At 69.8% G+C, this 26,129-nt stretch carries 20 protein-coding genes and 3 pseudogenes; 8 read left to right on the top strand and 15 right to left on the bottom strand.

The window, feature by feature from the left end; translation table 11 throughout:
- Nucleotides 1-140, top strand: a pseudogene (locus tag H0X00_RS06080) (IS1595 family transposase); the annotation flags it as partial.
- Nucleotides 141-572: 432 nt separating this feature from the next.
- Nucleotides 573-1,148 carry a YdeI family protein gene (locus H0X00_RS06075; RefSeq protein WP_293768063.1) on the top strand — a complete coding sequence of 192 codons (576 nt, stop codon included), beginning with the start codon at nucleotides 573-575 and terminating at the stop codon, nucleotides 1,146-1,148.
- Nucleotides 1,149-1,275: 127 nt separating this feature from the next.
- On the opposite strand, the gene H0X00_RS06070 is transcribed toward H0X00_RS06075, so the two are convergent.
- The 9 genes and pseudogenes from H0X00_RS06070 to H0X00_RS06035 form a co-directional block, all read right to left on the bottom strand.
- Nucleotides 1,276-1,905, bottom strand: coding sequence for a GNAT family protein (locus H0X00_RS06070; protein ID WP_293768061.1), 630 nt, complete (start codon nucleotides 1,903-1,905; stop codon nucleotides 1,276-1,278).
- 26 nt (nucleotides 1,906-1,931) lie between these two features.
- Complete coding sequence (locus tag H0X00_RS06065; RefSeq protein WP_293768059.1) at nucleotides 1,932-2,258, bottom strand: hypothetical protein; 327 nt, start codon at nucleotides 2,256-2,258, stop codon at nucleotides 1,932-1,934.
- Between the two features lie 643 nt (nucleotides 2,259-2,901).
- Entirely contained in the window at nucleotides 2,902-4,596 is a 1,695-nt protein-coding gene (locus H0X00_RS06060) for a biotin carboxylase N-terminal domain-containing protein (RefSeq protein ID WP_367186455.1), read from the bottom strand.
- Between the two features lie 210 nt (nucleotides 4,597-4,806).
- Nucleotides 4,807-5,730 (bottom strand): LLM class flavin-dependent oxidoreductase, encoded by a 924-nt coding sequence (locus H0X00_RS06055; RefSeq protein ID WP_293768054.1) that lies wholly within the window; start codon nucleotides 5,728-5,730, stop codon nucleotides 4,807-4,809.
- A pseudogene (locus H0X00_RS23705) lies at nucleotides 5,727-6,518 on the bottom strand (CoA ester lyase); the annotation flags it as partial. The pseudogene H0X00_RS23705 and the gene H0X00_RS06055, both read right to left, overlap by 4 nt.
- 96 nt (nucleotides 6,519-6,614) lie before the next feature.
- A pseudogene (locus tag H0X00_RS23700) lies at nucleotides 6,615-7,055 on the bottom strand (MaoC family dehydratase); the annotation flags it as partial.
- A complete protein-coding gene (locus tag H0X00_RS06045) occupies nucleotides 7,055-8,992 on the bottom strand; it encodes an AMP-binding protein (RefSeq protein ID WP_293768050.1) in 1,938 nt (645 codons plus the stop codon). The gene H0X00_RS06045 and the pseudogene H0X00_RS23700, both read right to left, overlap by 1 nt.
- Nucleotides 8,993-9,028: 36 nt before the next feature.
- Nucleotides 9,029-10,519 (bottom strand): acyl-CoA carboxylase subunit beta, encoded by a 1,491-nt coding sequence (locus tag H0X00_RS06040; RefSeq protein ID WP_367186454.1) that lies wholly within the window; start codon nucleotides 10,517-10,519, stop codon nucleotides 9,029-9,031.
- A gap of 32 nt (nucleotides 10,520-10,551) precedes the next feature.
- Nucleotides 10,552-11,691 (bottom strand): acyl-CoA dehydrogenase family protein, encoded by a 1,140-nt coding sequence (locus H0X00_RS06035; protein ID WP_293768046.1) that lies wholly within the window; start codon nucleotides 11,689-11,691, stop codon nucleotides 10,552-10,554.
- A 52-nt stretch (nucleotides 11,692-11,743) separates the two neighbouring features.
- Between H0X00_RS06035 and H0X00_RS06030 the strand changes: the two genes are divergently transcribed.
- Nucleotides 11,744-12,334, top strand: coding sequence for a TetR/AcrR family transcriptional regulator (locus H0X00_RS06030; protein WP_293768044.1), 591 nt, complete (start codon nucleotides 11,744-11,746; stop codon nucleotides 12,332-12,334).
- An 11-nt stretch (nucleotides 12,335-12,345) separates the two neighbouring features.
- On the opposite strand, the gene H0X00_RS06025 is transcribed toward H0X00_RS06030, so the two are convergent.
- Nucleotides 12,346-13,470, bottom strand: a complete 1,125-nt coding sequence (locus H0X00_RS06025) for a hypothetical protein (protein WP_293768042.1) — start codon at nucleotides 13,468-13,470, stop codon at nucleotides 12,346-12,348.
- A 255-nt stretch (nucleotides 13,471-13,725) separates the two neighbouring features.
- Between H0X00_RS06025 and H0X00_RS06020 the strand changes: the two genes are divergently transcribed.
- From H0X00_RS06020 to H0X00_RS06010, 3 genes are read left to right on the top strand one after another with little or no spacing between them, the layout of a single operon-like run.
- Nucleotides 13,726-14,136: a hypothetical protein gene (locus tag H0X00_RS06020; protein WP_293768039.1), complete on the top strand. Its 411-nt coding sequence runs from the start codon at nucleotides 13,726-13,728 to the stop codon at nucleotides 14,134-14,136.
- Nucleotides 14,123-14,560, top strand: a complete 438-nt coding sequence (locus tag H0X00_RS06015; protein WP_293768037.1) for a DUF5709 domain-containing protein — start codon at nucleotides 14,123-14,125, stop codon at nucleotides 14,558-14,560. The genes H0X00_RS06020 and H0X00_RS06015 overlap by 14 nt, the downstream gene beginning before the upstream one ends.
- A 2-nt stretch (nucleotides 14,561-14,562) precedes the next feature.
- Nucleotides 14,563-14,994, top strand: coding sequence for an SRPBCC family protein (locus H0X00_RS06010; RefSeq protein ID WP_293768035.1), 432 nt, complete (start codon nucleotides 14,563-14,565; stop codon nucleotides 14,992-14,994).
- Here H0X00_RS06010 and H0X00_RS06005 read toward each other — a convergent pair.
- The 4 genes from H0X00_RS06005 to H0X00_RS05990 all read right to left on the bottom strand — a co-directional run bounded on the left by H0X00_RS06005 (nucleotide 14,972) and on the right by H0X00_RS05990 (nucleotide 23,846).
- On the bottom strand, nucleotides 14,972-17,062 hold the full coding sequence (locus tag H0X00_RS06005; protein WP_293768033.1) for a SpoIIE family protein phosphatase: 2,091 nt from the start codon (nucleotides 17,060-17,062) through the stop codon (nucleotides 14,972-14,974). The two genes, H0X00_RS06010 and H0X00_RS06005, sit on opposite strands and share 23 nt — an antisense overlap.
- Nucleotides 17,059-17,700: a response regulator gene (locus H0X00_RS06000; RefSeq protein WP_293768030.1), complete on the bottom strand. Its 642-nt coding sequence runs from the start codon at nucleotides 17,698-17,700 to the stop codon at nucleotides 17,059-17,061. Before H0X00_RS06000 ends, H0X00_RS06005 begins: the two co-directional genes overlap by 4 nt.
- Entirely contained in the window at nucleotides 17,697-22,538 is a 4,842-nt protein-coding gene (locus H0X00_RS05995) for a HAMP domain-containing protein (RefSeq protein ID WP_293768028.1), read from the bottom strand. Before H0X00_RS05995 ends, H0X00_RS06000 begins: the two co-directional genes overlap by 4 nt.
- 159 nt (nucleotides 22,539-22,697) lie before the next feature.
- On the bottom strand, nucleotides 22,698-23,846 hold the full coding sequence (locus H0X00_RS05990; RefSeq protein ID WP_293768026.1) for a YihY/virulence factor BrkB family protein: 1,149 nt from the start codon (nucleotides 23,844-23,846) through the stop codon (nucleotides 22,698-22,700).
- Between the two features lie 101 nt (nucleotides 23,847-23,947).
- Here H0X00_RS05990 and H0X00_RS05985 point away from each other — a divergent pair, with 101 nt between their 5' ends.
- Nucleotides 23,948-24,556 carry an HAD family phosphatase gene (locus H0X00_RS05985; RefSeq protein WP_293768024.1) on the top strand — a complete coding sequence of 203 codons (609 nt, stop codon included), beginning with the start codon at nucleotides 23,948-23,950 and terminating at the stop codon, nucleotides 24,554-24,556.
- Nucleotides 24,557-24,570: 14 nt separating this feature from the next.
- A complete protein-coding gene (locus tag H0X00_RS05980; RefSeq protein WP_293768021.1) occupies nucleotides 24,571-25,665 on the top strand; it encodes a CaiB/BaiF CoA-transferase family protein in 1,095 nt (364 codons plus the stop codon).
- A 251-nt stretch (nucleotides 25,666-25,916) separates the two neighbouring features.
- Here the strand turns inward: H0X00_RS05980 and H0X00_RS05975 are convergent.
- The coding region (locus H0X00_RS05975) for a transposase (RefSeq protein WP_293768018.1) at nucleotides 25,917-26,129 on the bottom strand (213 nt) is incomplete at its 5' end.

Genomic DNA, 26,129 nt, shown 5'->3' with positions numbered 1-26,129 from the left:
ACCTCGACGAGTACGCGTTCCGCTTCAACCGGCGCAACTCCAGTGCCCGCGGCATGCTCTTCTACCGCCTGCTCCAGCAGGCCGTCGCCACCGATCCACACCCGCTGAACGAACTGATCGTCAGATACCAGTCCCGATAAGGATCACTGCACTCAAGCAGATATGCAGAACATATGTTCGAAGTGTAGCCGAGGGGACCTACGTTCCGCAATAGCCAACGAGGTCTGTGGACCATGTTTTGTCTGATGGCGTGAGACCCTGACTGACCGTCAGGTGAGGCCACCACTCTTCGACAGAATCTGCACCCGCTCGCAACGCATCGCGGGGGCATGATGGGTTCGTGGTGTTCCCGTCGCCGTACCGCCGGGCCAAGCCGGCAGGTCCGTTGTCTCCGGAGCAGCGTCGTGGGCATCGTCAAGCACAGCGTTATCTGGGGCTTGCTGACCACGCTCGCCATCTGCCTGATCCTGTCGTGCTGATCGTGTTCACCGGTTCTCTCGTCCTCGGGTGCAGCTCGTTTCGTGAGGCCCGGCGGACCCGACGGTCGTACCCGGCGCGGATACGGTCGTTCCATGCCGACGCCACCTGACGATCCCGAGTTCTTCGAGACCCCGGCCGCGCTCGAGGCATGGCTGGAGAAGCACGCCGGACGCGCCGACGAGGTCTGGGTCCGGATGGCGAAGAAGTCCTCGGGCATCGCGTCTGTCGACTGGGCCGGCGCGGTCGAGTGCGTGTTGTGCTTCGGCTGGATCGACGGCGTCATGCGCCGCATCGACGATCAGTTCCACGTGCAGCGCTTCACTCCGCGCCGCCCGCGCAGCAACTGGTCGAAGGTGAACTGCGGCAAGGTCGAGAAGCTCATCGCTGAGGGCCGGATGCGCCCGCGGGGGATGGCCGAGGTCGAGAAGGCCAAGGCGGATGGCCGCTGGGCCGCGGCGTACGACGGCCCCGCCACCGCCACCATCCCCGACGACCTCGCCGCCGCACTGAAGGCCGCCGGGGTGCGCAAGGTGTTCGACGCCCTCGACGGCCAGAACCGCTACGCCGTCCTGCACCGCGTGCAGACCAAGAAGACCCCCGCGGGCCGGGCCAAGTGCATTGCCGCGATGGTCGAGTTGCTCACCTCGGGCGGTAAGCCGTACCCGTGACACGGTGCCGTCGTCGGCCAATGCGCGGACCGTCCGCTTCGGCGAGCACCCGCGGTCCACCTTCCCGAACCATTTGGCGTGTCACGCCTAATGGTTCGGGGCGCCGGGGGAACGGGCGAGCTGCAGATCAGATCCGCGCGGTCAGCCCGGCCCGCACCGACGGCCAGTCTTCGATCACCACGGAGTACACGACGGTGTCGCGGAAGGTGCCGTCCTCGCGTTTGGTCTCGCGGCGCAGGACGCCCTCGCGGACCGCCCCGAGCTTGGCGATCGCCGCCTGCGAGCGGGTGTTCAGCGCGTCGGTCTGAATCTTCACCCGCCCGTAGCCACAGTCCTCGAAGCAGTGCGTGAGCAGCAGCAGCTTGGCCTCCGGGTTGACCACGCTCCCCCACCAGCGCGACCCGTACAGGGTGGAGCCGAGGTGGATGCGCTCGTTGGCGAGGTCCGCCTCCAGCAGCGACGACGTCCCGACCAGCGTGCCGGCCTCGCCGAGCTCGCCGTCCGCGACCAGCCGGATCGCATACGCCGTCCGCCCGTTGCCCCGCCCGTCCGCCTGCCCGTGCCCGCCGAGGAACCGCTCGCGCACCAGCGCCCTGGCGTCCGCGAGCGAACTGGGGCGGCGGTGCATCACGTACCCCGCCGCATAGATCGCCGGATCGTCGAGCAGCGCGTACATCTCGTCGATGTCGTCGCGCGTGAACGGATCCAGCCGCACTTGCCGCCCGATCAGCGGCGCGCCCGACGGCAGCTCCGGCACGAACTTCTCCCTCGACCAGCAGTGGACTACGGAATGCGCGGCGGAGTCAGGACTTCGAACCCCGACCCCAGTTCAGCGCGGAGGCGTTCGACGAGCTCATCACGCCGGGCCTCGAACTCGTGGGCGACCTCGCTCCACGAGGTGTACCCAGCCGCGCGCCGGGCGGCCTCCCTTCGCTTCTGAGCCGCGTAGACCTGGTGCTCGATCCGCTCGACCCAGACGCCGACCCGGCGCGGGGTCTCCGATCGCTCCGGTTCCGGTTCCATCCCGACAACGGCATCGTCCAGGTCCTGGTGCCAGGCGATCAGGTCGGACGCGAGCTCGCCCGAGCAACCCAGGAGCTCGCCCGACACTGGCACTCCCCGCTCCCACACGGGTAGCGAGACGTGCTCGCCGGGATACACCTCGAGCACCCCGGTCGCCCGCGTCCGGCCACCGCGGTTTCGGTACGACGTAGTCGCCAAGCCCGTGCCCACCGCCCCAGCCGAATCGGCTGTTCGTACAGATCCACTCGTCGAGCTCGCTCGCCAGGCGCTCCGCCTCGTCAACCACGTCAGAGCGCCAGAATATCGCCTTCCCGATGGGGTGCTCGAACCGCGACTCGCCACCGTCCGCGGAGAGCGCGAGCCAGGCCCGGCGGTGGTCGCTGTCGGCCCAGGTGCCTTCCCAGCCCGCCGGCATCCCGAAGCCGAGCAACACCAGCGTCAACTCGCCCTGGGCGTGTACCGCCGCCAGGACCGGGTCGACGACGCGTCGCCGTATCTCCGCGACGTCGTTGCCGTCGAGATCGCCCGCCACGCCCCCGAGGATCGCACGCGGCGTCGAGTTCTACGACCGGCACTCAGGCGACGGTGCAGATCACCGCGTGATGGGTGACGCCGTCGCCCCTCTTCCTACCGCGAAGGCTGGTGATCAAGGTTGAAACGGATGGGACGACCCGCGCGGCGTGTCGCACCCCACCAGTCACAACCCTGATCCCTAGCCGACGTCCCGCGTTCAGGCGATGGTGCACAGCACCGCGTGGTGGGTGACGCCGTCCCCGACCGCCACGGCAAGACCGGTGATGATGCCTGCCCGGTGCGCGCGGACCGGGTTCTCCATCTTCATCGCCTCACACACCGCAATGAGGTCCCCGACCTCGACGGTGTCACCGTCCTTGACCGCAACCGCCACGATCGTGCCCTGCATCGGGGCGAGCACGGCGGGCCCGGTGTCGGCGGTGCCGGCCTGGGTGCGCAGGGAGGCGGACTCGACGCGGATCGTGTCGGCACGTTCTCCGAGGACCGAGAGGCCGGGCACCGGAACCGGCATCACCCGGCGGCCGATCCGTACCATCACCGAGCCGGAGTCGACGACTGCCGCTTCACCGGCGTCGAAGTCGTTCTCGACCCAGCGGTTGTGCACCCGGAACGGCTCGGTCGCGAAGTCGAGGTGACGGACGATCAGACGGTAGGCACCGAGCGGTGTGGGGACGCCCTCGATCGAGGTCTCCTCCAGCACCCGGCCGGCCCGGCGCAGGGTGGCCGCACGGTCCGGGCCGCTGACGATCAGCTTGGCGAACATCGAGTCGTAGCGGCCCTCGACGGGGTCGCCCGCTTCGAGGCCGGCATCCAGGCGCACCCCGGGCCCGGTCGGCACGGACAGCGCCGTGACCGTGCCGGGCGCGGGCAGAAAGCCCTGCGCCGGGTCCTCGGCGACGAGCCGGAACTCGATGGCGTGCCCGTGAGAGGGAACGTCGTCCTCGGACAGCAGGCGGGCGCCGGCGGCCAGCCGGAACTGCTCGGCCACCAGGTCCACCCCGGTCGTCTCCTCGGTGACCGGGTGTTCGACCTGCAGCCGCGTGTTCACCTCGAGGAAGGAGATCGTGTCGTCGGCACCGACCAGGTACTCGACGGTGCCGGCGCCGCGGTAGCCGGCGGCCCGGCAGATCGCCCTGGCCGAGGAGTGGATGCGGGCCCGCACCGCGTCGGGCAGGAACGGCGCCGGCGCCTCCTCGATGAGCTTCTGGTTGCGCCGCTGCACCGAGCAGTCCCGGGTGCCGACCACCACGACCTGGTCCGCGTCGTCGGCGAGCACCTGGGCCTCGACGTGCCGGGCCGCTTCGAGGAACCGCTCGACGAAGCACTCGCCGCGACCGAACGCGGTCACCGCCTCGCGGGTCGCGGACTCGAAAGCCGCCGGGATCTCCTCGATGGTTCGGACCACCTTCATGCCACGGCCGCCGCCGCCGAAGGCAGCCTTGATCACCAGCGGCAAGCCGTGCTCAGCAGCGAAGGCTTCGATCTCGGCGGCGTCGGCGACCGGGGACTCGGTGCCGGGCGCCAGCGGGGCCCCGGCCACCTTGGCGATCCGACGGGCCGTCACCTTGTCCCCGAGCTCGCGGATGACCGACGGCGGTGGGCCGATCCAGATCAGACCGGCGTCGAGGACGGCGGCGGCGAACTCATCGTTCTCGGCCAGGAATCCGTACCCCGGGTGGACGGCCTGCGCACCGGCGGCCCGGGCGACGGCGACGATCGCGTCGATGTCCAGGTAGCCGGGGATCTCATGGGCCTCGTCGGCCCGTCGCACGTGCAGGGCCGCCGCCTCGTCCGGGGCGTGCACCGCGATCCCGCGCATCCCCGCGTCCCGCGCGGCGCGCAGCACGCGGACCGCGATCTCCCCGCGGTTGGCGACCAGCACCGAGCGCAGCGGCTCTGCGGGCTCGGAGGTCAGAACGGTCATCAGGGCGTGCCTCTCAATCCCTGGCGGATGCGGGCGGTGATATCGGATGTGACGAGCAGAACGTTCTCTGGCAAGGCGGAGGAGGAGCCCGCTGCGGAGCAGCGGACGACAACGACAACGCAGCCAGAGGGCATTCTGGCGCCGATCCGCGCCGCAGAGGGATTGGGAGGCATGCCCTTAGGTCAGCTTCCGTAGGGCGGGGACGACCTCGGTGGCGAGCAGGTCGACAGCGGCGCAGATGCCGGCGTCCTTGCTTGCCAGCGCGATCACGACGGTCTCGACGCCGGCGGCCTGGTACTCCGAGAGCCGCTCGACCAGCCGCTCGGGCGTGCCGAGGACGAGGTAACGGTCGGCGACCCGGCCCATGTCCTGGTTGTAGGCGCGGCTGAGGAACTCGACGCCGTTGCGCACCGCCCGGTCACCGTCCCGGTCGATGTTCGACCAGGCGAAGTAGGCGCCGCGGAGCGCGTTCGCTTTGCGGCCGGCCAGGACCGCCTGCTCGCGCGCGGCCGTCAGGCTCTCGGCCACCTGGTGAGGCTCCATCAGATACGGCATCCAGACGTCGGCGAAGCGGCCGGCCCGACGGAACGCGGCGGGCTTGCGCCCACCGATCCAGATCGGCGGCCCGGGGCGCTGCACCGGCGGCGGCAGCAACCGGTCGCCCTCGACGGTGCAGAACCGGCCCTCGTAGGTGACCGGCTCGCCGGTGAACAGAGCGGTGATGATCTCGAGCGCCTCGTCGGTGTAGGCCCCACGGTGCTTGGGGTCGACGCCGCAGGCCCGCAGCTCGGAGGGGTACTCCCCGCCGACGCCGACCCCGAACTCGAAGCGCCCGTTCGAGACACCGTCGAGGGTGGCCACCATCTTTGCGGCGAGCGGGGCCGGATAGGTCGGGAGCAGCGTCAGGGCGGACAGCAGGCGGATCCGCTCGGTCGCCCCGGCCGCAGCGGCGAGGGCGATCAGGCCGTTCGGCACCGACTCGTGAAAGAACACGTGCTCGCCGCTGGCGATCAGGTCGAAGCCGGCTTCCTCCGCCTGCCGCGCCAGCGCGGGGATCTGCCCGAAGTCCGTCGACGCCGCCAGTGCCAGTCCGACCCTCACGCGCTCTCCCCCGCTCGCACCAACACCGCTTCGGCCATCCGCACGTGCACCGCGTCGACCATGGCGCCGTCGAGCACGCCCACCCCGGTCGCGGCCGCGGCGATCACGGCCTCCGCGTGCGCCACCTCGGCCGCCGACGGCGTGTAGATCCGTGCAGCCATCGCCACCTGTTCCGGGTGAAGGCAGATCTTTCCGTCGAAGCCGAGATCGCGCCCGGCCTCGGCATCGACGCGGAACGCCTCGCTGTCGCGCACCGAGACGACCGCCTGATCCAGCGCGGTCACGCCGGCCAGGGCGGCAGCGAGCACCACCTGGCTGCGCGCGAACAGCACCTCCTGTCCGCCCGGAGTCCGCCGCCCACCGACGTCGAGCGCGAAGTCCTCGGCGCCGAAGTAGATGGCGTCCGGGCCGGCCGCGCACAGCGGCCGCGAGTCCGCGACGCCGAGTCCGGTTTCCAGCCCGCCGACCACCAGCGCGCCGGGCGGCAGGGCCGCGCGCAGGGTCAGCAGCTGCCCGGCATGCTCGTACTTCGGCAACACGACGCCGTCGAGCGTTCCGCCGCCGATCAACCCCGCACACGCGGCGACATCGAGGTCGTGCCAGCTGGTGTCCACCGGGTTGATGCGGACGAACGCGAGTGCGACCTCCGGACGGGCCGAGGTGAGCGCCTCGACGACGAGCTTGCGCGCCGTCTCCTTCTCCCCCGGCGGGACCGCGTCCTCGAGGTCGACGAAGACAGCGTCCGGCGCGGAGCGCGCGACCTTCGGCAACAGGCCCGGCCGCCCACCGGGCACGAAGAGCGGGTTGCGCAGCCGCAACAGTCTCCCGGGAGATGTCATCGCATCAGCCGCTTTTCGGGGGCGTGGGGGCGGAGCCCCACTGTGCTTGTACATCAGGCCGGTGCGCCGACAGCTGCAGACCATCTCGTCGCGCTGGTTGAAGGCGCGGTGCTCGAAGACGGCGACGCCGTTGGCCGGGCGGGAGGCGGACTCGCGCAGCTCGATCACCTCGGTCTCGACCCGGATGGTGTCGCCGTGGAAGACCGGCTTGGGGAACGTGATGTCACCCATCCCGAGCTGGGCGACGATCGTGCCCTGGGTGAGTTCGGTGACCGAGAGCCCGACCACGAGCGCGAGAGTGAACATCGAGTTCACCAGCCGCTGGCCGAATTCGGTGGCCGCCGCGTACTCGTGGTCCAGGTGCATCGGGGCGGTGTTCATCGTCATGGTGGTGAACATGACGTTGTCGGTCTCGGTGACCGTGCGCCGGGTGGCGTGCTGGACCACCAGCCCAACCTTGAGCTCCTCGAAGTACAGCCCTGCCATCAGGTCCCTTCCCGACCATCTCCACCGACGACGCCGGCCACGACGTCCAAGGCTGCCGGATCCTCCATCGCCGAGGTGTCCCCGGTCGGCTTGCCGTGCACGACGAGGTCGCGCAGCAGGCGGCGCATGGTCTTGCCGGTCCGGGTCTTGGGCAGCATCGACGTGATGTAGATCGCGGCCGGCCGCGCGTAGCCGCCCATCTCGGCGACCACGTGCGCGGCGAGCTGCTCGCGGGCGAGGTCGGCGTCGACGCCGTTGGCCAGGGTGACGAAGGCGATCGGCACCGTGCCCTTGGTCGGCTCCGGAATCCCGACCACCGCGGCCTCAACGACGGACGGGTGCGCGGTCAGCGCCCCCTCGATCTCCATCGTCGAGATCCGGTGCGCGGCGACGTTGATGACGTCGTCGACCCGGCCGAGCACCCACAGGTGCCCGTCGGGGTCGAGCACCGCCTCGTCGTTGGTGGCGTATTTGCCGGGGAAGCGGGAGAAGTAGGCCGAGGTGTACCGATCCGGGTCGTCCCACACCGTGCGGCACAGGGTCGGGAACGGCGAGGTGATGACGAGGTTGCCCTTGGTGCCGGCGGGCACCGGGTTGCCCTCGTCGTCGAGGATCTCGAAGGTGTGTCCCGGCACCGCTGTGCCGAGCGAGCCGGCCTTGATCGCCTCGACGCCGGCCACCGGGTAGGCCCAGGTGGAGCCGGTCTCGGTCTGCCCGTAGGCGTTGACCACCGGGGCGTCGTAGGTCTGGGTGGTCCAGGTGAAGGTGTCCACGTCCAGCGGCTCACCCTGCATGGTGATGACCTTCAGCCCGAGCGGGTGCGCCGAGGCGAGGTCGTCGCCGAACTTGCGCAGCATCCGCCACAAGGTGGGCGCAGCCAGGATCTTGGTGACCTTGTGCCGCTCGCAGATCTCGTAGAACCGCGCATTCGTCGGAGTGTCCAGCGCGCCCTCGTAGCAGGCGATCGTCATGCCGCAGGCGAGTCCGCCGACCACGGCCTGGATCGGGAAGGTCAGCCAGCCGACGTCGGCGGCGACCCAGTAGACGTCGCCCTCCTGGTAGCCCACCTGCCAGTACGCGTTGGCCCAGGTGCCGAGCAGGAAGCCGCCGACCGAGTGCACGACGCCCTTGGGCTTGGACTCGGTGCCGGAGGTGAAGATCAGGAACGAGGGCGCGTTCGGATCGAGCGGCACCGGGGCCAGCCCGCCGACGCCGTTCGCGACCACCTCGGCGTAGGCGATCTCGTTCTCCTCCAACGGAACCGCGTTGCCCGTGCGGTCCACCACAACGGTGGCCAGCAGGGTCGGGATTCGCGGGCGGCCGGCGCGCAAGGTCGTCAGCAGCGGGACCGGCTTGCCGCGCCGGTAGATCGCGTCGGCGACGACCACGACCTTGGCCCGCGCGGTCTGCAGCCGGGACGCGACGGCCTCCTCGCCGAAGCCGGAGAACAGCACCGTGTAGATCGCGCCGAGGCGGTTGCAGGCGTGGATCGTCGTGAAGGCCTCGACCAGGTTCGGCATGTAGATGCCGACGACGTCGCCCTCCTGCACGCCGAGCTGAGCAAGGCCGGCAGCGAGAGCTGACACCTCATCACGAAGTTCGGCGTAGGTCACGCTCCGGGTGTCGCCCGGCTCACCTTCCCAGATGATCGCGACCCGGTCGGCGGTGGCGGGGTTCTCGGCCCAGCGGTCCACGCAGTTGTCCGCGACGTTGATCCGGCCGCCGTCGAAGTAGCGGAACCCGTCGACCTCGCCGGTGCGCACCTGGGTGTACGGGGTCATCCAGCGCTGCTGCGCGGCCACCCACTCCCAGTAATCGTCGGGGCTCTCCAGCATGCGCAGGGCGTCGAGTTGCGCCACCCGCTCGGGCACCAGCCAGTCCTCGCGCAGCGGAACAAGTGGCGCGGCGAGGAGGTGGGCCAGGCTGTCGTCGGACATGGTCGTCCTTCTTCCCAAGGGTTCGGCAGGGGCAGATCAGACCGGACTGATGGTGTGGTGGCGCCGACCGGTCTCGCGGGTCCAGCCGTCGGCGTCGGCGAGGCGCGCGATCAGCTCCGCGCGCAGGGCGCCCGGCTCGACGACCGCGTCCACGACGAGGCGGCTGCCCATCCGCAGCAGGCCGAGCTCGGCCTCCTGCTCGGCGATCCGCGCGGCCACGTAGTCCGCGCGCTCGACCGGATCGGAGATCGCGGCGATCTTGTTGGCGTACACGGCATTGACCGAGGCTTCCGGCGTCATCGGCGCGATGGTGGCCGTCGGAAGCGCGAGCGTGGCCCGCGGCTCGAAGCCCGGGGCGCACATCGCGTAGAAGCCCGCCGCGTAGGTCTTACGCAGCACCACGCTGATCTTCGGCACCTCGGCCGAGGACATCGCGACGATCAGCTTGGCGCCGTGCCGGATGATCCCCTGCCGCTCGACCTGGACACCGACCATGAAGCCGGGCACGTCGTGCAGGAACAGCAGGGGGACGTTGTACGCGTCGCACATCGAGATGAAGCGCGCGGCCTTGTCTGCGGAATCGACGAAGATCGCGCCACTGCGCACCTTGGGCTGGTTGGCCACGAGACCGACGACCCGGCCGTCCAGGCGGGCGAAGCCGACCACGATCTCCTCGGCCCAGCGCGCCTTGATCTCGAAGAAGCTGGCGCCGTCGACGACGGACTCGATGACGTCGCGCACGTCGTAGGCGGTGTTCGGATCGGTCGGTACCATGCCGTCGGTGAAGGGACGCCCGGGCGGGACCCCCGCGACCCGCGCGGGGGCATCGCGGAAGTCGTCCGGCAGGTAGGACAGCAGCAGCCGGGTCGCGGAGATCGCCTCCCAGTCCGAGCCGAAGACCTCGTCGCCGCAGCCGGAGACCGAGGCGTGCATCATCGCCCCGCCCATCTCCTCCAGCGTGGTGATCTCGCCGGTCACCTTCTCCGCGATCCGCGGGCTGGCCAGGTACATCGACCCGTTGCCCTCGACCATGCCGACCCAGTCGCAGAACGCAGGCATGTACGCCCCACCGGCAGCCGACGGCCCGAGCAGCACGCAGATCTGCGGCACCCGTCCGGAGAGCCGGACCTGCAGGTGGAAGATCGCCGAGGCGCCGCGGCGGTTCGGGAAGAACCCCATCTGATCGGTGAGCCGGCCACCGGCCGCGTCGACCAGGTAGACCATCGGCAACAGGTCACGGTCCGCGCGCTCCAGGATCCGGATCTGCTTCTCACACGTCAGCTGACCCCAGGAGCCGGCCTTGACGGTGAAGTCGCTGGCGATGATCCCGACCCGCCGGCCCTCGATCCGGCCGACACCGGTGATGACGCCGTCGGCCGGCAGGGAGTCCTCGCCGGCCGAGGCGAGCAGGCCGTCCTCGACGAAGGAGCCGGGGTCGAACAGCAGGGCGAGCCGGTCGCGCACCGGGAGTTTGGTCGTCCACTTCGAGGGGTCGAAGCCGGCGCGCGCCCAGGCGACCGCGTCCAGTGCCTCGGCGGCGGGGTCGGCGATCGAGGAGCTCAAGTGGCCATGCCCTTGGTGAGAATCTCCAGCTGGATCTCGTCCGTGCCGCCGCCGATCCGCAGGATCCGCGCGTCCCGGTAGTGCATGGCGACCGGGGTCTCCTCGACGAAACCGGCGCCGCCGAAGAGCTGCACCGCGTCGTCGACGATCCGGTTGGCGGCGATCGCCGCCAGGTACTTGGCCTGCGCCACCGTCTTGAACGCTTCGGGGTGGTTCGCGTCCAGCCGCAGGGCCGACTGATGGGTCATCAGACGCGCGGAGTCGAGCTCGATCTCCATGATCGCCAGCTTGTGCCGGATGGTCTGCAGGTGGTTCAGCGGGGCACCGAACGCCTCCCGGTCCCGGGTGTAGGCCTTGGCCAGGTCAAGGGATTCGGCCGCGTGGCCGAGGCCCATGCCGGCGAGGGCGATCCGCTCGAGCTGGAAGCCCTCCATGATCTGCTGGAAGCCACGGCCCTCGGTGCCCAGCACGTCGTCGGCCCCGACGTGCACGTCGTCGAGCAGCACCTCGCGGGTGTCCGAGGAGTGCCAGCCCATCTTGGACAGCGGGTTGCCGAAGGCCAGGCCCGGCGTCCCCTTCTCGACAAGGAACAGCGTGACGCCGGTGTGGCGGTCGGTGCTGGTGCGGGCGCCGACGATGATGACGCCGGCCAGCCCGGCGTTCGTGATGAACATCTTGCGGCCGTTCAGCACCCAGCCGTTCTCGGTGCGCTTCGCGGTGCTCGTCATGCCCGCGACGTCGGAGCCGGCCTGCGGCTCGGTGACGGCGATCGCGGCGATGGCCTCGCCGTCGCAGAGCGCGCCGACCCACCGCTCCTGCTGGGCGGCGGTGCCGTGCCGGGCGATGTGCGGGCCGGCCATGTAGGCGCTGACCAGCGCCGTGACCGCGATGCCGCCGCTGGCCCGGGCCAGTTCCTCGGACAGGATCGCGACGGCGAGGGAGTCGTTACCGGACCCACCGAGCTCCTCCGGGGTGGTCAGGCCGAGCAGCCCGGCGGCCCCGAAACGCTTCATCAGGTCCACCGGGAAGGCCTTGTTCGCCTCCGCCTCGGCCACCAGGGGCCGGACCTCGCGGTCGACGAAGGACTTGCACGTCGCCCGGAAGTCGAGGTGTTCCGTGCTCAGTTCCCAGCTCATGTGAGCCTCTCCCGCTCTCGACCGACCAGTCGGTCGAGAGTACTCTCGACCCGTGACCACGACAACCCGCGCCGACGCCCAACGGGCTCGGGTGCTGGCGATCTCGACCGAGATCTTCAGCCGGCAGGGCTTCCGGGCCACCTCCATGAACGAGATCGCGGCGGCGGTCGGGCTGTCCAAGCCCACGCTCTACCACTACTTCCGCAGCAAGGAAGAGCTACTCGTCAGGATCTACAGCGAGGTGCTGGACGAGAGCCTGGAAGGCGCCCGGAAGACGGTCGAGGGGGCCACCTCGCCCTTGGCCGCCATCCGCGAGCTGATCGCCAGCCGGGTCGCCTACACGTGTGAGAACCAGCAGATCCTGAAGGTGTGCTTCGAGGAGGAGCACGAGCTGCCCGCCGAGCTGGCCGACGAGTTGCTCGCGCGGCGCAAGGTGTTCGAGGATCTCTTCGCCGCGGCAGTGGAGGCCCACGAGGCGGCCCACCCGGGCAGCCTGCGCGGCGTCGCCCCGCGGGTGTACGTCAACGCCTGCCTGGGCGCCATCAACTGGTGCTACAAGTGGTACCGCCCGAGCGGCCCGTCCACCCCGGACGACCTGGGCGGCCAGATCGCCGCCACGCTCACGGCTCCCTTGGAGACGTAGGGCCGTAGGAACTACCGCTGGGCGTAGGCCGCGAGGCTCGCCAGCGAGGGCAGCTTGACCTCGGCCTGCTTCAGCGCGCCGATCAGGCCGAGAGCGCAGCCGACGGCCAGGGCGCTCAGCGCGTAGGTCGGATCCACCGGGACCAGGGCAGCGGCTGCACCGGCGATCCAGCAGATCTGGAAGCCCACGGTGTAGCGCAAGATGACCCGGCGACGACCGCGCGGGCAGGTCAGCTGCTGGGTCACGCCGTCGAAGGAGACCTTGCCGGCCGACCAGGCGAACGCCGAGGTGAGCGCGATCGCGATGGCCCACGCCGAGTTCGCGTCGACGGTGGCCGAGGCGCACATGGCGGTGAGGACGGCGAGCAGGATCGGCGGCAGCAGCCAGGCGGGGATCAGGGACCGGGCCGCGCTCGCGGTGAAGGTGCCCAGCGCGCCGCCGACAACGGCGGCGCCAACGATCGCGGTGAACGCCGCAGGGTTGTCCTTGGCCGCGAAGGCGAGCAGGAAGGTCAGGAAGCCGGTGGCGAAGCGAATGACGGCCAGCGCGAGGCCGGCGCCGACGGTGCGGGCCGGGAGCTTGGCGGCGGCCGGGTCGAGGGCGAGCTCACGTTCGGCCGCCGACACCGTGATCTCGCCGAGCAGCGGGGTGAGTACGGCCAGGGTGGAAAGCCCGTAACAGACGACGGCGGCGACCAGGGCGCCCGAGGACGCGCCGGTCAGCGCCACCACGCCGGAGGCGATGACGGCGCCGATCGCGCCGCCGATGTTCACGGTCGCGGACAACCAGGTGTTCGCCCAGACCAGGGGCTTGTCGGCCGGAAGAATCTCAGGCACGTAGGCGATCCGGGCGATGCCGTGCACCCGGGAGGTGACCAGAAGCGCGATCGCGAGCGGATAGAGCGCCGCGGTCTGCGCCGAGCCGATCAGGGCGAAGGCCAGGCCGGCCCGGATCGCCGAGGAAAGCATCAGCGTGTGCCGGACCTGACCGGCGTGGCGGGCGAGCACCCCGTCCACCACCGGCGTGAGCAGCGCCACAGGGAGCATCGCCAGTGCGAGATAGAGCACAACCTGCTGGCGGGCGGCGTCGGTCGGGGCGGCGAAGAACATCGTGTTGGCCAGCGCGATGGCCACCATCACATCGCCGGCGGCGTGCGTCGCAACAGCCGCGGTCAGGCGATGGAAAGGGCGAATCCGCCTGCGGCCAGCGCTTGAAACCTGCACGGCCCGCTCGGACAAGGCTTCTGCCGCGGCCCCCACCAAGCTCATGTCAGATGGGTACCACGCCTGATCACTCCTACGCGTAGGAGTGATCGACCTGTTGGTGAACGGCGGGCGCACATCGTTCTGACGCACCCCGCGGTATGTCCGTTCCTGCGGTAGAACATCCACGTGACGATCCGGCAATTCGCCTTCGCGTTCGACCCCGCCCATCAGGTGGCCTCTCTCCCATTCGGCGTAACCCCCGCAACCAGCGTCATCCGGGTCGATGAGGACGACCTGTGGGTGCGCTTCGGACTCTGGTCGGTGCGAACATCACTCACCAACGTCATCGGCTGGGAGCTGTCCGGTCCTTACGCCTTCGGCAAGACTGCTGGTCCGGCCCGGCTTTCCTTTGCCGACAAAGGACTGACCTTCGCCACCAATCACCGCGCCGGGGTCTGCCTGACGTTCGCGACGCCGATCCGCGGGATCGATCCGTTCGGCCTGATCCGCCATCCCGGGCTCACCCTCACCCCCGCCGATCGCGAGGGGTTCGTGGCCGCGGTTACCGGGCAGTCACGTGTGCATGGAGAGCACTGAGCGCACCGCTGGGGACCCCGAGATCTACAACGGCTACAGCGTCGACGACGAGGACCAGCCCCAGGGCTTCGGCGACAGCCTGGTCGACGACCGTGGGCTGAAGGAGCCCCTCGACGAGGGCTACTCCCCGCCCGAGAGGTGGTCGGCGGCCCAGGGTTACGGCAACACCGAGGCCGAGGCCGACCGGGGCGAGTCCCTGGACCAGCGCTTGCGCCAGGAGGTGCCCGACGAGGACCCGAACGCTCCGGTCGGGGAGAACGTCGGCGGAGAGGTCGGTGACCGACGCGGCGGCCGGCTGGTCGAGGACGACGCCGGCGCGCGCAGCGATACGGACTCCGAGCTCTACGCCGTCGACGTCGGCATCGACGGCGCCGGTGCCTCCGCCGAGGAAGCAGCGGTCCACGTCATCGAGGCGGAGGTCTGACCATGACGCACTTCCAGACCACGGTCCCGTCCACCTGGACCAAGGAACGCACGTTCGCCTACCTCGCGGACTTCACGAACGTGGCCGAGTGGGATCCCAGCATCTCCAAGTCCGAGCTGACCGGCGGGGCCGCGGGTGAGCCGGGCGCGACCTACGACGTCACGTTCTCCGTCGCCGGGGTCAGCTCGACCTTGCCCTACCGCGCCGAACAGGTGCGCTCGCCCGACTCGATCGTCATGAAGGCCGAGACCGACGCGGTGGTCTCTCTGGACACGATCACCATCGACGCCGCCGACGGCGGCGTCCTGGTGACCTACCGCGCCGAGCTGACCCTCAAGGGCGCCCGCAAGCTCGCCGAGCCGCTCGCCGACTTCGCATTGCACCGGACCGGCGACAAGGCCGCCGAGCAGCTCACCCAGAAGCTGGCCAACTGACAACGGGTCGGCTTGCCTGGACGAGTGGAGGCGTCGCCTGCACAACCAGGACCGCGAGGTCGTCGCGCGGGACGCCGTGGGCGCCGAACTGCTGCGTAGCGAACTCCACCACGCCGGCCAGTTCCGTCGCACTTGCGCCGTGCGCCGCGCGCAGGGTGGCCAGCAGGTTCTCCTCGCCGAAGAACGAGCCCGCCTCGCCCCGGCGCTCGGTGACCCCGTCGGTGTAGAGCACCAACGACTCCCCCGGTGCCAGGAGCACCTCGTCGTCGGAGACGTCGATGTCGGTGAGCACCCCGAGCAGCGAGCCGGCGGTGCCGACGAACCGCACGCGGTTCGGCCCGCGATCGGCATGGCCCACGTGTACCGGCGGTGGGTGACCGGCGCTGGAGAAGCGGACCGCGATGCCGTCTTCGCGGCGGCGCACCGTGCCGAGAACGACGGTGCACAGCCGGCCGCGGTCGCCGAGGCCGAGCAACGCCTCGTTCAGCCGGGACAACGCCACCGGAGGTGACGCCCCGTCACGAATCAGCAGGCGCAGGATCTCGCGGGCGATGCCGGTGATCGCCGCGGCCTCGGCGCCCTTGCCGCAGACGTCGCCGATGGCGATCCCGCAGCCGCCGCCGGGCAGCGGGAACACGTCGTAGAAGTCACCGCCGACCTCTGTGCCCTCACCGGCCGCGGCGTAGCGGGCGCCGAAGTCGCAGCCGAGCACGTCCGGCAGTTCACGCGGCAACAGCCAGGACTGCAGTCCCTCGGCGATCGAGGTCTGCTCCTCGTAGAGCCGCGCGTTGTCGATGGCCAGGGCGGCGGTGCGGGACAGGTCGGCGAGCAGCGCCATCTCGTCGATGACGAAGCCGCGACCGGACTCACCACCGACCAGCATCAGCCCGAGCAGCCGGCCCCGGGCGATCAGCGGGAGCACGAAGCACTCGCCACCGTCCCCATCCACCCCGGACACGGACGTCAGGTGCTTGGGCGGCACCAGTGCCGCCCGGGCGATCGCGCCGTGGCGGACCTGCTCGGTGAGCCACTCCTGGCCCTCGGTCCCGGTGAGCGCGGTCCGCACCGGCTCGACCAGGGATTCATCCGAGTGCGCCACCGTCTGCAGGACGGGCGCGTGCTGGTAGACGGTCCACACCGCGGCCCACGTGGCCAGCCGGGGCACCACCAGCCGCGCGGCCAGGGCCGTGGTGAGCTGCACGTCGAGAGTGCCGGCGAACATCTCGCCGGCCTCGGCGAGCAGGGCCAGCGAGCCGCGGGTACGCAACTGCGCGACCCGGGCGTGCTCCTCGCGCAGGATCACCCCGATGCGTTCGGCGACCAGGCGGACCAGCGCGAAGTCGTCGGCACCGTCGGGCGCCCGGCCGAGCACCAGCGCGCCGATCACGGCACCGTCGGAACCACAGAAGGGCACCGAGGGCCAGTCGTCAGCCAGCCCCCGGCAGACCGCCTCCGGATCCGGCGGCGTCGTCTCGTCGTAGGTGGCGTAGACCATCCACTCGGGGTCGGTGGGCCGGCGCGCGACCACCCAGCCGTGCTCGAGATCCAGCCCCTCGACGATGCGCGCCAGCAATTCTTCTACGAGTCGGGCCGGACCGAGCCGCTCCTCCAGATCGGGCGCCAGCCCGAGCACGAACCCGAGATCGCGCCGCCGCGGTGCCGCGACGGCCGGACGCGGGATGACCCGCTGCTCCCGGGGCTTGCCGAGTTCGAACCAGACCGTCTTGCCCTCCTGGCTGTGCCGGGTCCCCCAGGCCGTGGCCAGCGCGTCCACGAGATAGATCCCCCGGCCGCCCTCGCGCTCCTCCGACTGCGAGGCGGTCAACACGACACGCCCGTCGCCGCGGTCGGAGACCTGGACCTTCAGGGTGAACTCGGCGACTTCGACGTCCAGTTCGACCTCGGTGCCGCCGTGCACCAGGGCGTTCGTGACGAGCTCGGTCGTGAGCAGCAGCGCCTCGTCCAGAATGTGTTCGAGCCCGGCCTCCATCACCGCGTTGCGCACGATCCGCCGGGCCGCGCCCGGCGATCGATCCTCCGGCGCGAGCAGCGCGCGGGACGTCGTCACGCGGGTCGGCCGTTCGCGATGGGAAGTCCGTGCGGCAGAACGGCCAGCAGCGCTTCGAAGGCGGCGAGTGCGTTCGCAGCCGCGGCCATCACTTTCTCCTCCCCCGTCGCCTCGGCGGCGGAGACCGCGGCCTTGGCGGCGTCCAGCGCAGCCCGGGTCAGCTGCGGCAGCGAGTTCGAGGCCAGGACCGCCTCGGCGGCGGCCAGCCGTTCGGCCTGCGCCGCAAGCTCCTTGCGCCGCTGGTACAGCTCGATGAACACCCCGACCTTGGCCCGCAGCACCCACGGGTCGAACGGCTTGAACAGGTAGTCCACCGCGCCGGCCGCGTAACCGCGGAAGGCCTGGTGCCGCTCGCCGTCGATCGCGGTGAGGAACACGATCGGAATGTTCTGGGTCCGCTCGCGCGATTTGATCTGTGCGGCGGTCTCGAAGCCGTCCATGCCCGGCATCTGCACGTCGAGCAGGATCAGCGCGATCTCCTCGCGCAGCAGATGTTTGAGCGCTTCGGCGCCGGAGTTCGCCCGGATCAGCTCGTGCCCGAGGCCGGAGAGGATGGCCTCGAGCGCGAGCAGGTTCTCCGGGCGGTCGTCGACCAGCAGGATCGACACCCCGGAGGACGGCGCGGGGTGCAAGGTCACTGGGCCTCGTCCAGGTCGGCGTGGCTGACCAGCCAGGACCGCATGACGGTGAGTAGCTTGTCCAGGTCCACCGGTTTGGTGATGTAGTCACTCGCCCCGGCCATCAGGGACTTGTCCCGGTCACCCGGCATCGCCTTCGCGGTGAGGAACAGGATCGGCAGGTCGGCGAACCCGGACTTCAACCGGATCTCCGCCGTGGTCTCGTTGCCGTCCATCTCCGGCATCATCACGTCCATCAGCATCAGGTCGACCTTGGACCCGTGCTGCTCGAGCAGTTCGATGCCGGCCCGGCCGTTGTCGGCGTAGAGCACCGACATGCCGTGCATCTCCAGCGCGCTGGTCAACGCGAAGACGTTGCGCACGTCGTCATCGACGATCAGCACCGTCGAGCCGCGCAGCGGGTCGTCGTTGCCCAGCTCGATCGGTGCGCGCACCGCGCGGGACAGCATCGGCACCTTCGGCAACCGGACCGGGGTCACCACCGGTGACTCGTTGCTCTCGGCCACCTCGAACGGGAACTCGGCCGGCACGTAGATGGTGAACGTGCTGCCCACGCCCTCGGCGCTCTCCACCGCGATCGCACCGCCGAGCAGTCGGATGATGTTCCGGGAGATGGACAGCCCCAGGCCGGTGCCGCCGTACTTGCGGCTGGTGGTGCCGTCGCCCTGCTGGAACTCCTCGAAGATCAGGCCCAGCTTCTCGGCCGGCACCCCGACGCCGGTGTCGGACACCGACAGCGCCAGCACGGTCTCGGCGTTGTCCAGCGTCGGCACCGAGTGCCAGAGGTCCTTGGGCGCCGCGAACATGGACAGCTGAACCCGCCCGGACTCGGTGAACTTCGTCGCGTTGGAGAGCAGGTTCTTGACGACCTGCTGCAGGCGCTGTTCGTCGGTGGTGATCGAGGCCGGCAGTCCGTCGGCGATGTCGACGACGAACTCCAGGCCCTTCTGTTGCGCCAGCGGTCCGAAACTGCTCTCCACGAACGAACCGAGCTGGGTGAGCAGGGTCGGCGCCGGGTGCAGCTCCATCTTTCCGGCTTCGACCTTCGACAGGTCCAGGATGTCGTTGATCAGGTCGAGCAGGTCGCTACCGGCGCTGTAGATGGTCCGGGCGAACTCGACCTCCTTGGCGGTCAGCGTCGAGGACGGGTTGTCGATCAGCAGCTGGGCCAGGATCAGCAGGGAGTTCAGCGGCGTCCGGAGTTCGTGGCTCATGTTGGCCAGGAACTCGGACTTGTACTGCGAGGCCATCTCCAGCTGTTCGGCCTTCTCCTCCAGCTCGGCGTTGGTGCGCTGGAGCTCGACCGACTGCACCTGCAGTTCCTGCGCCAGGCCCTGTGACTGCTCGAGCAGCGCCTCGGTGCGGACGTTGCCGATGATCGTGTTCAGCACGACACCGATCGATTCCACGAGTTGCTCGAGGAAGTCGGTGTGCACGTCCTCGAACTGCCCGAAGCTCGCCAGTTCGATGACGCCGAGCACGTGCTCCTCGAACAGGACCGGCAGCACCAGGACGTCAGCCGGCCGGGCCTCGCCCAGACCACCGCGCACCGGCAGGTAGTCCGGCGGGATGTCCCGCACCCGGCGCGAGCGTTTGTCCGCGGCGGCCTGACCGACCAGGCCCTCGCCGAGGGTGAACCGGGTGTCGGCGGAGGCGATCCCGTAACCCGCGGCGAGCCGCAGGGCCTGGCCCTCGTCACCGGACTCGACCAGGTAGAACGCGCCCTTGACGGCCTCGACGACCGGGGTGACCTCGCTCATGATCATCTGCGTGACGGCCTGCAGGTCGCGCTGACCCTGCATCCGGCCGCCGATGCGGGCGAGGTTGGACTTGAGCCAGTCCTGCTGGGCGTTGATCTCGGTGGTCGATCGCAGGTTCGCGATCATCTGGTTGATGTTGTCCTTGAGCTCGGCGACCTCACCTGAGGCCTCGACCGTGATGGACCGGGTGAGGTCACCGCGGGTGACAGCCGTGGACACCTCGGCGATCGCGCGGACCTGAGTGGTCAGGTTTCCGGCGAGCTGGTTGACGTTCTCCGTCAGGTGCCGCCAGGTGCCGGAGACGCCGGCCACCTCGGCCTGACCACCGAGGCGACCCTCGGTGCCGACCTCGCGGGCGACGCGGGTGACCTCGGCGGCGAAGGCGGAGAGCTGGTCGACCATCGTGTTGACGGTGCTCTTGAGCTCGAGGATCTCGCCCTGGGCGTCGACGGTGATCTTCTGGCTCAGGTCGCCCTGGGCGACCGCGGTGGTGACCAGGGCGATGTTGCGGACCTGACTGGTCAGGTTGGAGGCCATGAAGTTCACCGAGTCGGTGAGGTCGCGCCAGGTACCGGAGATGCCCTTCACCTGCGCCTGACCGCCGAGCTTTCCTTCGGTGCCGACCTCGCGGGCCACCCGGGTGACCTCGTCGGCGAAGGAGGAGAGCTGGTCGACCATCGTGTTCACGGTCGACTTCAGCTCCAGGATCTCGCCCTGCGCGTCGACGTTGATCTTCTGCGACAGGTCGCCCTTGGCGACCGCGGTCGCGACCTGGGCGATGTTGCGGACCTGGCCGGTGAGGTTGGCCGCCATGTAGTTGACGTTGTCGGTGAGGTCGCGCCAGGTACCGGAGACGCCCTTCACCTGGGCCTGGCCGCCGAGGCGACCTTCGGTCCCGACCTCGCGGGCGACACGGGTGACCTCGTCCGCGAAGGAGGACAGCTGGTCGACCATCGTGTTGATGGTCTGGGCGAGAGCGGCGACCTCACCCTTCGCGTCGACGGTGATCTTCTGGCTCAGGTCGCCCTGGGCCACCGCGGTGGTCACCTGGGCGATGTTGCGGACCTGGCTGGTCAGGTTGGCCGCCATGCCGTTGACGTTCTCGGTCAGGTCACGCCAGGTACCGGAGACGCCGGAGACCTGGGCCTGGCCGCCGAGGCGACCCTCGGTACCGACCTCACGGGCGACGCGGGTGACCTCGTCCGCGAAGGAGGAGAGCTGGTCGACCATCGTGTTCAGGGTGTTCTTGAGCTCGAGGATCTCGCCCTGCGCGTCGACGGTGATCTTCTGCGACAGGTCGCCCTTGGCGACCGCGGTCGCGACCTGGGCGATGTTACGGACCTGGCCGGTCAGGTTGCCGGCCATGAAGTTCACGTTGTCGGTGAGGTCCTTCCACGTACCGGAGACCCCACGCACCTGGGCCTGACCGCCGAGCTTTCCTTCGGTACCGACCTCACGGGCGACGCGGGTGACCTCGTCGGCGAAGGAGGAGAGCTGGTCGACCATCGTATTGATCGTCGACTTCAGTTCCAGCGTCTCGCCCTTGGCGTCGGCCGAGACCTTCTGGCTCAGGTCGCCCTGGGCGACGGCGGTGGTGACGGCGGCGATGTCACGGACCTGGGCGGTCAGGTTGGCCGCCATGCCGTTGACGTTGTCGGTGAGGTCCTTCCAGGTGCCGGCCACGCCGGGCACGTCCGCCTGGCCACCGAGCTTTCCTTCGGTACCGACCTCGCGGGCCACCGTGATGACCTGCTCCGCGAACAGCTTCAGGGTGTCGGTCAGGCCGTTGATGGTGTCGGCGAGCGCCGCGACCTCACCCTTCGCGTCGACGGTGATCTTCTGCGACAGGTCTCCCTGGGCGACCGCGGTGACGATGAGCGCGATGTTGCGGACCTGGGTGGTCAGGTTGCCGGCCATCGAGTTGACCGAGTCGGTGAGGTCCTTCCAGGTACCGCCGACGCCCGGCACGTCGGCCTGGCCGCCGAGCTTTCCTTCGGTGCCGACCTCGCGGGCCACGCGGGTGACCTCGTCCGCGAACGAGGACAGCTGGTCGACCATCGTGTTCAAGGTCTGCGCGAGGGCGGCGACCTCGCCCTTCGCATCGACGGTGATCTTCTGGCTCAGGTCGCCACGGGCGACGGCGGTGGCCACCTGGGCGATGTTGCGGACCTGGTCGGTCAGGTTGGCGGCCATCGAGTTCACCGAGTCGGTGAGGTCCCGCCACGTACCGGAGACGCCGCGCACCTCGGCCTGACCACCGAGGCGACCCTCGGTACCGACCTCACGGGCGACGCGGGTGACCTCGTCCGCGAAGGACGAGAGCTGGTCGACCATGGTGTTGACGGTGCTCTTGAGCTCCAGGATCTCGCCCTGGGCGTCGACGGTGATCTTCTGGCTCAGGTCGCCCTGGGCCACCGCGGTGGTGACCTGGGCGATGTTGCGGACCTGGCTGGTCAGGTTGCCGGCCATCGAGTTGACTGACTCGGTGAGGTCCCGCCACACGCCCGACACACCGCGGACCTGGGCCTGGCCGCCGAGCTTTCCTTCGGTACCGACCTCACGGGCCACACGCGTGACCTCGTCCGCGAAGGACGAGAGCTGGTCGACCATCGTGTTGACGGTCATACCGATGGACAGGAACTCGCCCTTGACCGGCTGGCCCGCGATCTCCAGGGCCATCTTCTGGCTCAGGTCGCCCTCGGCGACGGCCGCGATGACGCGCGCCACTTCGGTGGTGGGGCGGACCAGGTCGTCGATCAGGGAGTTGATCGCCTCGGCGCCGACGCCCCAGTCGCCGTCCGCGGCGACCTCGTCGAGGCGCTCGGTCATCCGGCCCTCACGGCCGATGACCCGGCTGGCGCGGACGAGCTCGCGGGTGCGGCGCTCGTTCAGGACGGCCAGGTCGTTGAGCCGGTCCATCACGGCGCCTAGCTGACCCTCGCGGGGTTCCAGCCGCACCGAGAAGTCACCGGCGCACAGTGAGTCCAGCGCCTTGAGCAGGTCCGCGATGTCGCCCGAGAGGTCCGGACCGATCTTCCGCGTCGAGCGCGACGGCTGCACAGGGGTGTCCAAGGACATCGGGGTTTTCTCCCTCCGCCGGGCACCGGCCCCGGCTTCGCGAACCACCCCACCACGAACGACGTAGCCCCGCCGCCCGTTCGGGCAGCGGGGTCAATCGGGGTGGGGCCGACAGCGCACGCACCACGTCGGCAGACGTGGTGTAAGCGTGGCAGATGCTTACCCTGCCAGAAACCTGGGTAAACGTGTTCGTTGGCGTTCACCCGATCGGATCAGCAGACCGATCCGGTCAGCGGTCGCGGCCGCTCTGGGTCGGGACGCGGATGTCGAGGTCGTCGACGGTTTCGCGCCGGTCCTGCCCCTCGTCGTCGCCGTCCGCGGGACCGTCGGCCGTCCGGTCGTCCGGGACCGCCTCGAATCGAGGGCGCCCCCGATCGTGGACGCGATTTCCTGGTCCTTGAGCATCTGGCGGGCCTTGACGAAGTCGTCCAGCACGCGGTGGTCGGCCTCGGTGGCCGGGGGGTCGAGCAGGGCGCGTGGGTAGTACTTGCGCTTGAGCACGACGTTGACCTGGGCTCCGAGCAGGGTGAGCTGGGACTGTAGGTAGAACCACCAGAGGATCGTGATGACGGTGGCGAAGGTGCCGTAGGTGTCCGAGGCGCTGGACAGGTGCCGGGTGATGATCACCGACGACAGGGTCTGCAGCAACCAGAAGCAGACGCCGGCGAAGACCGCTCCGGGGAGCACGTCCTTGGTGGTGATCGCGCGGTCGGTGAGCAGGCGGAAGGCGAGCACGAACAGGCCGATGTCCACCACGATCGCGGCCAGGAAGCCGAGGATCCGCCCGAGCGGGCCGAGATCGATCGTCGGGTCGCTGCCGGAGACGAAGCCGATCAGGAAGGTGCTCGCGACCAGGCCGACCCCGATCGTGCACATGGCCAGCAGGCTGCGCTTGACGGCCTCAACGATCTTGGGGCGCTCGACCTGCGGGACCTCCCAGACCGAGTTGAAAGCGTCCTGGGTGATGCGCACCACCGTGGAGCCACTCCAGATCGCGGCCAGCACCCCGAAGATCAGCGCGAAAAGGCTGCCCTGCAGGCCGCCTGCCGGCACGTCGAGCAGCGGCATGTAACCCGAGATCTGCTCCAGAACCCGTTGCTTGTCCTCCTCCGGCAGGGCGTAACCGAGGACGGTCACGGTGGCCAGCATCAGCGGGAAGATGGAGAAGAAGGCCCAGAAAGCCATCATCGCCGCGAGGTTCGAGGACTTGTCCTCCCCGAACTTCTTCACCGTGGCGATGGGGATGGCCAACGCGGGCTTGTTCTGCTGCGCAGCGTCCAGGCGGGCCAGCCGGCTCTTGAAGTCCATAGCCTCCACACTGCCCGCCCGCACGCCTGGAATGCACGCTTGGCATGAACGAGGGGGCCCCGTCTGAGAGGTCTGCGCCACACTCCGGGAGGATCGACGGCGTGCGAGGGCTGATCGTGGACTGGGGCGGGGTCCTCACCTTCGGGGTATTCGGCGCCTTCGACGCGTTCTGTGCGGCCGAGGGGCTGCCGCCCGGGTCGATTGCCACCGCGTTCCGGACCGAGCCCGCCCGGAGCCTGCTGGCGGGGTTCGAGTGCGGGACGATCCCGCCCGCGGAGTTCGAGGCGTCGCTGGCCGCTCACCACGGAGTGGACTCCGACGACCTGCTCAGCCGCCTGTTCGCCGGCGGCGCGGACACCCTGGACAACGCCATGCACGACGCGGTGGAACGCTTTCGCGCGGCGGGAGTACGCACCGCGTTGCTGTCGAACTCCTGGGGCCCGGAGCGCTACGACCGCTCCCGGTGGGACGCGATGTTCGACGCCGTGGTGCTCTCCTGCGACCACGCGGTGCGCAAGCCCGACCCGGCGATCTACGAGATCGTCCTGCGGGAGATCGGCCTGCCGGCGTCCGAGTGCGTGTTCGTCGACGACATCGGTGGGAACCTCAAGCCGGCCAGGGCGCTGGGTATGACGACGGTCCGGCACACGGACGCGGCGTCGACCATCGAGCAGTTGACAGAGATCTTCAACGTGACGGTGACACAGTGAAAGCAGGGACATGCATGAGCGGACCGCTGGCAGGGCTTCGGGTGCTGGAACTCGGCGGCATCGGCCCCGGTCCGCACGCGGCGATGATGCTCGCCGACCTCGGTGCGGACGTGGTGCGGGTGGACCGCCCCTCCGGCGGCCTGAAGGTCGCGCCCGGGCAGAGGGACTGGATGCAGCGCAACCGCCGCCTAGTCGCCGCTGACATGAAGACCGAGGAGGGCATGGCCACCATGCGCGCCCTCTTCGACGTCGCCGACGTGGTCATCGAGGGCTTCCGGCCGGGCGTCGCCGAGCGGCTCGGGATCGGGCCGGCCGACGTGCATGCCACCAACCCGGGCCTGATCTACGCCCGGATGACCGGCTGGGGCCAGCACGGGCCGTGGGCCAAGGTGGCCGGCCACGACATCAACTACATCGGCCTGACCGGTGCGCTGGGCGCGATCCGCAAGCAGGACGGGGCGCCGGTGCCGCCGTTGAACCTGCTCGGCGACTTCGGCGGCGGGTCGATGTTCCTGGTGTTCGGGATCATGGCCGCGCTGTACGAGCGGCAGGCCTCCGGCCAGGGCCAGGTCGTGGACGCGGCCATCGTGGACGGCACCAGCACGCTCTCGCAGATGGTCTGGGGCCTGATGAGCGGCGGAGCGTGGGTCGACAAGCCGGCCTCGAACCTGCTCGACACCGCGTGCCCGTTCTACGACACCTACGCGTGCGCCGACGGCGGCTACATGGCGGTCGGCCCGTTGGAGCCGCAGTTCTACGCCGCGTTCCTGCAGGGCCTCGGCCTGGTTACCGAGGACCTGCCCGCCCAGTACGACAAGTCCGGTTGGCCGGTGCTGCGCGAGCGCTTCACGGAGCTCTTCAAGTCGCGGACGCGGGACGAGTGGGCCAAGCAGTTCGACGGCACGGACGCCTGCACGACCCCGGTGCTGTCCTGGACCGAGGCGGGCAACCACGCCCACCTGGTGGGCCGGGAGACGTTCCTCGAGGTCGACGGCGTCAAGCAGGTCTCCCCGTCGCCCCGGTTCTCCCGCAGCAAGCCGGAGATGCCGACGGCGCCGCCCTCCACGCCGACCCCGTTGGCCGACGTGCTCACGTCCTGGAAGCGGTAGATACCACTCCTCGCAGGTGACGTGAAGTTCGCCCTCCAGCACGGTGTTGATCTCCGCGTGCTGGTGCCGGCGTGGACGGTGGCGCGAGCATTCGTCTCCTCTGCTGACGGTGCGTCAGGGAGGCGCCGGGACTGCGCGAAACTCCTTGCCCACAACATGCCACCAGGGGTTGATCCCGTCGGGCCCATGGACTACACTTCGAACATATGTTCTGCATATCTGCTTGAGTGCAGTGATCCTTATCGGGACTGTTATCTGACGATCAGTTCGTTCAGCGGGTGTGGATCGGTGGCGACGGCCTGCTGGAGCAGGCGGTAGAAGAGCATGCCGCGGGCGGTGGAGTTGCGCCGGTTGAAGCGGAACGCGTACTCGTCGAGGTAGTAGGGCAGGTGCTCGTCGCTGACCCGGTAGTGCAGGGTGCCGATCAGCCACCGCTTGAGCAGCGAGGCGACCATGTGCACCCC

This window comes from Sporichthya sp., assembly GCF_013815995.1.
Lineage (GTDB): Bacteria > Actinomycetota > Actinomycetes > Sporichthyales > Sporichthyaceae > Sporichthya.
This window is presented reverse-complemented; position numbering and strand designations above follow the sequence as displayed.

Bases quoted from the DNA above. Each gene is read 5' to 3' on its own strand.
- H0X00_RS06075 (WP_293768063.1), top strand. From the start codon at position 573: ATGCCGACGCCACCTGACGATCCCGAGTTCTTCGAGACCCCGGCCGCG.
- H0X00_RS06045 (WP_293768050.1), bottom strand. From the start codon at position 8,992: ATGTCCGACGACAGCCTGGCCCACCTCCTCGCCGCGCCACTTGTTCCG.
- H0X00_RS06035 (WP_293768046.1), bottom strand. From the start codon at position 11,691: ATGAGCTGGGAACTGAGCACGGAACACCTCGACTTCCGGGCGACGTGC.
- H0X00_RS06025 (WP_293768042.1), bottom strand. From the start codon at position 13,470: ATGGTGGCCATCGCGCTGGCCAACACGATGTTCTTCGCCGCCCCGACC.
- H0X00_RS06015 (WP_293768037.1), top strand. From the start codon at position 14,123: ATGGAGAGCACTGAGCGCACCGCTGGGGACCCCGAGATCTACAACGGC.
- H0X00_RS06010 (WP_293768035.1), top strand. From the start codon at position 14,563: ATGACGCACTTCCAGACCACGGTCCCGTCCACCTGGACCAAGGAACGC.
- H0X00_RS05995 (WP_293768028.1), bottom strand. From the start codon at position 22,538: ATGTCCTTGGACACCCCTGTGCAGCCGTCGCGCTCGACGCGGAAGATC.
- H0X00_RS05990 (WP_293768026.1), bottom strand. From the start codon at position 23,846: ATGGACTTCAAGAGCCGGCTGGCCCGCCTGGACGCTGCGCAGCAGAAC.
- H0X00_RS05980 (WP_293768021.1), top strand. From the start codon at position 24,571: ATGAGCGGACCGCTGGCAGGGCTTCGGGTGCTGGAACTCGGCGGCATC.